The sequence below is a fragment of the uncultured Methanobrevibacter sp. genome (genome assembly GCF_902774605.1).
Lineage (GTDB): Archaea > Methanobacteriota > Methanobacteria > Methanobacteriales > Methanobacteriaceae > Methanocatella.
Window position 1 is genome coordinate 48,885 of record NZ_CACYJE010000012.1, and the last position, 9,321, is coordinate 58,205.

At 35.0% G+C, this 9,321-nt stretch carries 10 protein-coding genes and 1 rRNA gene; 2 read left to right on the forward strand and 9 right to left on the reverse strand.

The features are described 5' to 3' along the window. The first annotated feature begins 19 nt into the window (after positions 1-19). Entirely contained in the window at positions 20-1,432 is a 1,413-nt protein-coding gene (locus QZU77_RS04350; RefSeq protein WP_295600560.1) for a hypothetical protein, read from the forward strand. 402 nt (positions 1,433-1,834) lie between these two features. On the opposite strand, the gene QZU77_RS04355 is transcribed toward QZU77_RS04350, so the two are convergent. From QZU77_RS04355 to QZU77_RS04365, 3 genes are all read right to left on the reverse strand, one after another. Beyond that, complete coding sequence (locus tag QZU77_RS04355) at positions 1,835-2,038, reverse strand: heparan-alpha-glucosaminide N-acetyltransferase domain-containing protein (protein WP_295600583.1); 204 nt, start codon at positions 2,036-2,038, stop codon at positions 1,835-1,837. A 181-nt stretch (positions 2,039-2,219) separates the two neighbouring features. Next, a complete protein-coding gene (locus QZU77_RS04360) occupies positions 2,220-3,113 on the reverse strand; it encodes a phosphatase PAP2 family protein (protein ID WP_295600563.1) in 894 nt (297 codons plus the stop codon). 56 nt (positions 3,114-3,169) lie between these two features. Next, entirely contained in the window at positions 3,170-4,441 is a 1,272-nt protein-coding gene (locus QZU77_RS04365) for an STAS domain-containing protein (protein WP_295600566.1), read from the reverse strand. Positions 4,442-4,671: 230 nt separating this feature from the next. Between QZU77_RS04365 and QZU77_RS04370 the strand changes: the two genes are divergently transcribed. Continuing rightward, positions 4,672-5,814: a metallophosphoesterase gene (locus tag QZU77_RS04370; protein ID WP_295600569.1), complete on the forward strand. Its 1,143-nt coding sequence runs from the start codon at positions 4,672-4,674 to the stop codon at positions 5,812-5,814. A gap of 128 nt (positions 5,815-5,942) precedes the next feature. Here QZU77_RS04370 and QZU77_RS10830 read toward each other — a convergent pair whose 3' ends face one another. The 6 genes from QZU77_RS10830 to rrf form a co-directional block, all read right to left on the reverse strand. Continuing rightward, positions 5,943-6,059, reverse strand: coding sequence for a HepT-like ribonuclease domain-containing protein (locus tag QZU77_RS10830; RefSeq protein WP_366208860.1), 117 nt, complete (start codon positions 6,057-6,059; stop codon positions 5,943-5,945). Positions 6,060-6,064: 5 nt separating this feature from the next. After that, entirely contained in the window at positions 6,065-6,283 is a 219-nt protein-coding gene (locus tag QZU77_RS04375) for a hypothetical protein (protein WP_295600572.1), read from the reverse strand. Continuing rightward, a complete protein-coding gene (locus tag QZU77_RS04380; protein ID WP_295600575.1) occupies positions 6,267-6,563 on the reverse strand; it encodes a nucleotidyltransferase family protein in 297 nt (98 codons plus the stop codon). The genes QZU77_RS04375 and QZU77_RS04380 overlap by 17 nt, the downstream gene beginning before the upstream one ends. A 109-nt stretch (positions 6,564-6,672) precedes the next feature. Then, the gene (locus QZU77_RS04385) at positions 6,673-7,260 is read right to left on the reverse strand and encodes a transglutaminase family protein (protein ID WP_295600578.1); all 588 of its coding nucleotides are present in this window, start codon (positions 7,258-7,260) and stop codon (positions 6,673-6,675) included. 681 nt (positions 7,261-7,941) lie between these two features. Continuing rightward, entirely contained in the window at positions 7,942-8,853 is a 912-nt protein-coding gene (locus QZU77_RS04390; RefSeq protein WP_394350523.1) for a transcription initiation factor IIB, read from the reverse strand. Between the two features lie 208 nt (positions 8,854-9,061). Continuing rightward, positions 9,062-9,179 (reverse strand): 5S ribosomal RNA (gene rrf, locus QZU77_RS04395). Positions 9,180-9,321 lie beyond the last annotated feature (142 nt).

Consider the following 9,321-nt stretch of genomic DNA (forward strand, 5'->3'; position numbering starts at 1 on the left):
ATTAATACAGAGGCATAATATGAACAAAAAAATAATTACATTGATTCTGGTTATATTAGTTTCCTTTTGTTTTTTAAGCATTGTCGTAGCAGACAATGCAACAGATAATGATAACAATGAAACAGATCATAATCCAACCGATAAGGACAAGGTCGATGATAACTCGACTGATAAAAACAAAACGGATGATAAATCAAAGGATGATACATCAAAAACAGACGATAAATCCGAAACGGACGACAAAGCCAAAAAAGCCTACATTATAGCTAAAGGAAAGGGAAATAACATTAAATTTAGCGACGGTTATAAAGGATTTATTCTTGATTACTCAAAAAAACCTGCAAGTTCAGGCGATGAATTCAAACATGTCTCTACCTCAAAGGCCAGCAATGCAAATAAGCTTAAACTGGCAATCATCGAATGCTACAAGCAGGATTCAACAGGCCAGATGGAGAAAATAATAGCAGATATTGTTAAAACCGGATCATCCCATACCAAGGTCGGCGAAGCGGTTGCCAAGTCACACAAAAAAATAGGCGACCATGCTGTCGTTAAAATAGATAATCATACTGAAGCTGTTTTTGATTTTGAAGTTTTAAAATCAGTGTCAGGCAATGAATCAGATTATTTCGCATATAAAGTATCATTTAAAACCATTGACGATGATGAGTCAAAAAAAGTCATTCCAGTGAGTAATTTAACCAACATTACAAACGCAACAACCAACATGACCAATACCACCAACACAACCAATGCAACAAATGCCACTAATCCAACCAACATTACAAATTTAACTCAGCAAGTCACCAATGACACCAATGGGACATTCCTGGATGATTTGTATGCTTACTGGCTAGCATTTCTCAATGCACTCTATGACACCTGGAAACCTATTATCGACACATTAATAAATGACATACTAATGATTCTCAATGCCCTGAATGCGCTGGAGGCGTTGTTTGCAAACTTTATGAATGAACTTCAGTCCCTGATAGATGCCATTCAACAACTATTAAACATGCTCGAGTCGATATGGAAAGAACTGACGGGAATTTTCAAATTGTTTGCCATTCTGTTAAATGCAGTAGAACAGCTATTAAACCTGATCGGATCAGTGCTGAATTTCCTTGCAGGACTTATCTCCTCAATAATTTCACTTATCAATCAAATTATAGGATTAATATCTGGATTAATAAATTTCGTTATAGGACTTATCCAGCAACTCTTAGGATTCCTGTTTGGATTACTGGATTCAATCATAAGCTTCATTACTGGTTTAATCGACCAACTAATAGCATTAGTTCAAGCAATTATAGACTTCCTGAAATCAATCGGCAGTTCATTAGTTAACGTTATTGGAAATGGAGCAATCATAATAGTTGCATTCGTGATTGTTACAATTGGAGCTTTAGTTTATAATAGAATAAGATAATATCCATCTTATTCATTTCTTTTTTTTAAATTTTTCCAAACATCATTCCAGCTGCAGGCAGGATAAACCAATTTAAAAATGGAAAACAACTAACAATATTCTACCCGGTTGTTTCAATGAAATTGCCCAAAAATTGATTTAAATACCTATTATGCAATGTAATGTCCGGATGATATGATACGATCAAAGACGATAAAATAGCAATCAACAGAATCTGAATATGACTTATATTAAATTTTTTAAATATTCCAACCACGATAAATGTAATTCCTGCAAATTGCAATATGTCATTTGCCAAAAAGGACAGCAATGAGTATTCAAGCGGAACTCCAGCTGAATAATTTGACAAAAAATACATCGCATTACATGTCAAACCCAATAGCAATAACTTAATTCCCCTGATTACAAATTCCTTTGAGGAATCATGCCGGTATAAACCATTCCAATTCCCATTGCAAACATGAAAATTGGTGCAGAGGATTGGGTTAAAATAAACAGGTATTCTTCAAGATACCCATAATCTATTTTACCGAATGTGCAAAACGCCAGAAAATGAACAAAAATCATTGCTAAAATTGCAAAAACCTTTGCATAATCCCATTCGATTTGCTTCCATTGTTGACATCATTATTGCTGAAAAGCCTACTCATAATATCTAATTTTATTTCATCATTCTTAAAAATTATTTTTTAGAAATTTAAAATATCCCCACATATTTCAAAAAGAAGTATTTTTACCTAAAACAAGAATGATGATAAAAAAGCAAAAGTTGATTGAAGGGATTCAATCATCCGTCCCTATCAATCTTTTTAAAGGCCATAGGATATACTGCAAGCATTATGAATGTGCATAATGAATACTTGATGCAGTCAACTAAATCGGTTTTGCCTGCAAGTTTCGGAATCAGGACAAAAAGCAATACAAACAATACGATTGCCCCTAAAACCCTAACTATCGCATCACGTCTGCTTTTAGGGTTTTCGAAGTTAACGTATTTTTCCTCAACAAGAAAACCCAATGATATACCTGCAGCCAATGCCACATACTTGATATAGCTTATTGCAGGACAGAACACGATTCCCACTAAAGACAATGCGACAATGCCCAAATAAAGATACTGCCTATATTCAGTCCTGTCGAAAATGCGGGACAATAGCAATATTATCACCAGGGCAATGAGGAAACCTGCAATTGTGTCTGTGGGAAAGTGAACTCCCAAACCTACCCTTGAAAGCGCAACAATCAAAACTCCAATCAATCCAAGTGCAATATATAGATTATTCCTGATGTATACTGGAATGGCCAGAAACAGGTTGGTTGCCATCATCGAATGCCCACTTGGAAGAGAATACCCTTGTATTTTAAAGTCCAAAGGATTCTGGCCCGGAACATTGGGGTAAATACACTTGATTTTATCCACAACGGCATATGGCCTTAAACGTGCAACCGTCACCTTGACAAACTCGCAGCAAACGCCAGCCACACCCAACGAGAGCAATGTGAATTTGCCCCAATCCTTATTGTATGCCAAATAGACTAAAATGAATAATAATGCAAGAACATTCTTAGAAACTACATTCGCTATAATTTCAAAAAAACTAAATATGAAACCCGGAAGGATACTCTGCATGAATAGTATCAGATTAACCTCCCATGGAAAATAGAAAACTGTTTCAATCATATTGTTTAATTTATTTTATAATAAATAAAAAGATTACTGAAATATTATCTTGGCTCTTACAACATCCTAATGCCCGTGCCTGACAAATCTTCAATGACAGTTTCATTGCATGATTCCATTATGATTCCGCCATCGCAGTCATTTTGCATGATAAGAAGAACCCGTAGACCTGCAGACGATACAAATTCCAGTTTGGAGCAGTCAATGAACACACTGTCGATAGTGTTATTCTCCTTAATCTTTTCAAAATTGGCAAGAAGCTTAGGGGCGCTTAGCGTGTCCAAATTCCCTGACAAGACCAGGTTAAGCCTGTCACCATAAATTGACGCATCCGCATTAAAGGACTCGGCCTTGGCATCGGAAATGTCATCCTCCACTGATTCATCAATGCTGATTTTCCATATGCATACATTCTTAAATCCTTCCTTAATATGAGCCGCAATCTTAGGGTCGGCATTCTCCAGACTTCTAAACTCAGGCACATGGTCTGCATATGGAAGCCTCTCCAGTTTAAATCCCTTAGATTTAATATAATCAATTGCATTCCTCATATTCTCTTGAACATCCCCTCGAAGGCTAATGGTTATTGAATTCTCTACGGACTTTACATCTGATTTGTCATCTATCCTATACTTGGACCTCCACATGATCTCTCTTGTCCTGTCCCCATAGAACGCCTTAACTATCAAAACATACAGAAAAGATATCTCAGGGTCGAGGGTAATCCAGTATCCCCCATGCTCTGATAGAACCCTCTTAATATTCTCGCACATAGCATCCATTTCATTATCCGTAAGATACATCATGAGGCCCTCGGTTGTTATGCATACCTCCCCGTCAATCTTATCAAATGCGGATTTGAGCGACTGATAATTGGTTACATCGACACCCTCGAAATCAACAAGGTCCCTGTGTTTCTCATCAAGCAGTGCCATTATGGCCGGCTCAACCTCATTGATTGTTGCAGGAAGATCCAATCCAACATATTTCCTGCCCATTCTTGCAAATTCAAGGGCACGGGGCGTGAAGCCACATGGCAAGTCAGCCACTGTAAAGCCAGACTCCTCGGCGAGTTTTCCATTGGTAGAATATCTCACATCCATAACTATGCTGTTAACGAAAAGGTCATCCTCGTCGGCCTTGACTGTCTTGCTGTCTTGAGTATCTTCACGGGTGAGATTCAGCCACTCGACCAAATCCCTGGCATCATCATGACCTGTCTTGGCCAATTGAAAAAGAGTCATCCTTGCAGTGTTGAATATGGGATTGGTTCTCTCCAACAAGCCCTGGTCAATTTCAATTCCGTCAAAGTTGAAAATATTATTCATAATCTCTCCTATTACATACTTTAATCAAATTAATTAATAAAATAAACTATAATATTCCTAGGAACAAAAACACCCAAGCAGGTAATGAAACTGGATTTTCCCAAACTCTTTTCCAACAAATCAGTTGCCGAATTGGACTTTTAAAACTAAAAAATTAATATATGCCTCCTCAAAACTGGAAAAATGGAATGTTTTTTTTAACATGAAAAGTCAAATATAAAATTGATAATATGAATCCTATCCATTTTTTCACATTGGGCTATTACCCCAAGTACCTGTTAACAGGAATAATTATAGGAATTGTCATTGGAACATATGCATTTTTTAGAGTGAGACATGCTCTTAATGATTCCAAATTATCTAAAAACAAAGTAATGATAATCAGTGCCCTGATTTCAATATTTGCATTCATATGCTGTTTGAACATATGGTCAAATGCTGCAATATACACATTATACATCTTTTTATGCTCTTTATTTGCAGACATCATTAGACTAATCGTTAAATATGCACTTAAAGACAAATATTTAAAATTCATGCCAAAACTTCACAAAAAAGGCGGGCTGGCATTAATCCTTTTCATGATCATAATCATATCAGGAGTGTACGGCATGAACCATATTGATCAAACTGAATACAATATGACCACACAGAAAATAGGCAATGATTCCTATAAAATAATATTCATCAGCGACACACACTATGGAACCATCCAAAATCCCCAATTGCTTAAGGATTCAATTTCAAGAATCAATGATATAAAACCCAATATTATTATTTTAGGTGGAGATATTGTTGATGAGAGAACAAGCAATTCTGAAATGAAGGAAGTTTTTGAAGAGTTAAGCAAGATCAACTCAACATATGGTACATATTACGTATTTGGAAACCACGACACACAGCCTTCACAAACAGATTATGAAAATGGAAACAGAACATTTACTGACATTGAATTAAATCAAACAATAAAGAAAAATGGAATAAGGATACTGGATGATGAAAAAACAACAATCAATGGAGATATTGTTCTGGTTGGAAGAAGCGATGCTGAATGGGATGGAAATGCCGAAAGAGCAAATGTTAGTGAAATATTGAATGAAGACGATTTATCAAAATATGTGATAGTTATAGACCACCAACCTTTAGAGGCAATAGAAAATTCAAAATTAGGTGTTGATTTACAAGTTTCAGGCCATACCCATGCAGGACAGGTATTCCCATATAAGGAAATAATAGAATATGAAGGAGTAAATTCATATGGCAAATACACTACTGGAGATATGGAACAGATAGTGTCCTCAGGCCTTACAGGATGGGGATGGGGAATTAGAAATGAAGGAAAATGTGAATACGTGTTAATTAACATTAATTAACACCATTCCAAAAAAAAATGTAAAATAAAATATTGTTCCATTAATTTAAAAAACTTTTTAAAATGGATTTTGCCCGTATACTATACAAAATATTTATTACTTTTTTAATATTTGAATTGAAGATAACTTTAATGATAAAGAATTTTTTCTAAATATTCTTTAATTTCTGGAACATCATCATGCATAACTTCCCAAATTATATCATCAATTATATTTTCATAATTAGGGGCAGTGACATTTCTCAATCCAATTAATTGACCCCATTCAATTCCATCATATTCTTCAAGAAATTCATCTGAAAATCATTGGCAAATTCTCCCATTTGGATTATAACTAATGCACAAGCATCTTTATATAAACTGTCAGACATGTAAATTTCTTTATCATCATCAAATCGATTTAAATAATCAGCAATACGGTCACAATAGTCAATTATGGTTTCTGCACTTCTTTTATCTTTCTCGTTCATATAAAAGAACCCCCTCCTTGCTTATTGCTTCGAGAAATTTTTTATTTGAACTGCCTTTACTAACTACATCAACATGGCAATTAAATTCATCTTCCAAATCTTGGACTAAAGAAACATATTGCAGACCTTTCAAATCACCTTTATCCATTACAAAATCCAAATCACTATTTTCATTGGCCTCTTCCCGAGCGTAAGATCCGAAAAGACTAAAAGTACTTATACCATATTTAATTACAATTGGAATAACTCTTTTTCTAATATCATCAATAGTAAAAACCATGAAAAATCACCATAATGTAATGGTCGTTATTTAATCTTATAATTTTTATTAATAAAAAACATTTTAAAAGTGCGACTTTATGAAAAAACACATATTAATGAAATTCTAACTAAAACTCAAAATCAGTTGTAAGCTCCAAGATATCTACACTTTGCATCAGAATATTAACCAATCTTTCATCCAAATCTGCATGGTTATCATGATAGTCAATTTCACCAAGTTCACTTCGGATTGTATAAGCCAAGCGTTCCTCATTCAAACTGAAAAATGCATTAATATTTTTCTTATTTCCTCGAGCATCAAGTCTGATCCACTTATCTAAATCCTTTATATACACAGTGTTTAAAGCATGAATCATATAACCTTCACTTGCATCATCCGCTCTTGTAAGCAACTGATAACTGATGCCTGATGGAATCTGATTTGCTCTTAGAAGTGCTGCAAGAAGACAAGATTTTGTCCAGCAGATTCCAGTTTTATTTTCAAGCACCTCACTGGCAGTTCTTGAAACCACATCTGTTTTAATGTCCCATGAATGAGAAATTTCATCCCTAACAAAGATGTAACATCGTTTTATATAATCCAGATTATCTTCAGATTGATTCATCAATTCCCGAACATTATCCTGAAAAAGAGGATTCATGTAATCAATGCTTGGTGTTTCCATCAAATATTCTTCCATGCACTTCTCACCCATATTATAATAGATTAAAAGTAAAATTAAATAAAAATATTGTTTTATTAATTTAAAAAACTTTGTAAAATGGATTTTGCCCGTATACTAACTCTCTTGAATCATTGCTAGAATACCCTTCGCTCCTCGAGCAACCCTCGAAACGGGCAGCCTATCCAATGCTGGGTTTCTCCTAATCATCAACAGTATCAACTTCCCTCATAGAAGGACCGTAGGCATTGGTCAAAAAATGATACGACAATAATATAATATGTAAAAAATCATATTTAACTATTTTCAAAAAATAAAAAAAATAACCCCATCAAGAGTGACTCTCGATGCCGTGTTTCAGTGCCCCTGTGGTGTATTATATTATGTACAATTGCTCCATAAGCCCCCAGTGTTTTAAATGAATGTGAAACATTCAATTGTCTAGAACAATTCAAACAAAGGTAATGTGTAGATAAAATTTAAAAATACAAAATATAATATTAAAAATTGAAACTAAATAATAAAATACAAATCATAAACTACATAACAATACAAAGTCAAATAAATACAAATTTAAACAAATACAAACACAAACAAACTAATTAACAAATACAAAGTCAAATAAATACAAATTTAACAAATACAATAAAACAATAAATAAATTAAAATATATAAAACTAATTAAGTTCTATAGATTTTAATATATAAATATAACTACACATTACCAAGTTCCTCGGACAATTCCTTATACCTGTTTCTAATAGTGACCTCAGTGACACCGACAACTTCTGCAATGTCCTTTTGGGTTTTCCTTTCATTCAACAAGTAGGATGCAATATACAATGCAGCGGCCGCCAAACCGGTCGGTCCCTTGCCATTGTTCAAGCCCTGCTCAATGGACTTGTTGATGATTTCAATCGCCTTGACCTCAACCCTGGTGGAAACACCTAATCTGCTTGCAAACCTAGGGATAAAGTCAATAGGGGAAGTCGGATTCAATTTTATTTTCAATTCCCTTGATAAAAAGCGCTGATTCCTACCGATCTGCTTTTTAGAAATCTTGAATGATTCAGCCACCTCATCAAGGCTGCGAGGAATGCCATTGCGCCTGCAAGCCATATAAAGGGAAGCGGCAACCATGCTTTCAATGCTTCTGCCACGAATCAGCTTATTTCTGGCAGCATCCCTATAGATAAATGCTGCGTCCTCACGAACTGAACGGGGAATGCTTAACCTTGAAGAATTACGGTCAAGTTCGCTTAATGCATATGCCAAGTTCCTTTCACTGGCATTGGCAACCCTAATCCTCTTATTCCATTTCCTCAAACGATACAATTGAGCCCTGTTCCTTTCAGGGATATTTCGACCATTGATATCCTTGTTTCTGAAATCCATCATAGTGCTTAAACCCTTATCCGATATTGCAAAGGATAACGGAGCACCAGTACGGGTACGTCGGTTTCTCTGTTCATTATTAAAAGCCCTCCATTCAGGACCGTTGTCAATCAAGCTTTCTTCAAAAACAAGCCCGCAACGAGCACATGAAACTTCTGCCCTGGAACTGTCAACTTCTCTTTGAGTGGAACCGCAAACTGGGCAAGCCTCGACTTGATCATCGCGGAAAATATCACTTTGACTAAATTGTCTATTAAATGTGGTGGTTTCGGTTGATATAGTATCATCCTCCTTTAGGGATAAATGGAATAAATCCAAAATGTTGTTCAACAACTAAAACTAATTAATAAAGGATAAAAATAGTCTAATTAGTTTTTACAGGTAAATTTCAGTTCGATGGTTGTATAAATTCAAGGTTCAGTGATATTATAATATAATGAGCTTGCAGCGAAATGAAATTCCCATAGAAAACCATAGTACACAAACAAAACGCAAAAAGACTTCACTACTGGAATCGAAACGAGACCAGGTATAACCCTCATGCTATGGCCGCAATACTCATTATTTATGAAAATGATAAGTGATTAAAGTGAAAGATTTGTATATATAAAAGGCTTGCAGCGAAATGAAATTCCCATAGAAAACCATAGTACACAAACAAAACGCAAAAAGACTTCACTACTGGGATCGAAACGAGAC

Coding starts and splice junctions, on each gene's coding strand:
- QZU77_RS04365 (WP_295600566.1), bottom strand. CDS start 4,441: ATGAATAATATTTTCAACTTTGACGGAATTGAAATTGACCAGGGCTTG.
- QZU77_RS04360 (WP_295600563.1), bottom strand. CDS start 3,113: ATGATTGAAACAGTTTTCTATTTTCCATGGGAGGTTAATCTGATACTA.
- QZU77_RS04370 (WP_295600569.1), top strand. CDS start 4,672: ATGAATCCTATCCATTTTTTCACATTGGGCTATTACCCCAAGTACCTG.
- QZU77_RS04375 (WP_295600572.1), bottom strand. CDS start 6,283: ATGAACGAGAAAGATAAAAGAAGTGCAGAAACCATAATTGACTATTGT.
- QZU77_RS04350 (WP_295600560.1), top strand. CDS start 20: ATGAACAAAAAAATAATTACATTGATTCTGGTTATATTAGTTTCCTTT.
- QZU77_RS04380 (WP_295600575.1), bottom strand. CDS start 6,563: ATGGTTTTTACTATTGATGATATTAGAAAAAGAGTTATTCCAATTGTA.
- QZU77_RS04385 (WP_295600578.1), bottom strand. CDS start 7,260: ATGGGTGAGAAGTGCATGGAAGAATATTTGATGGAAACACCAAGCATT.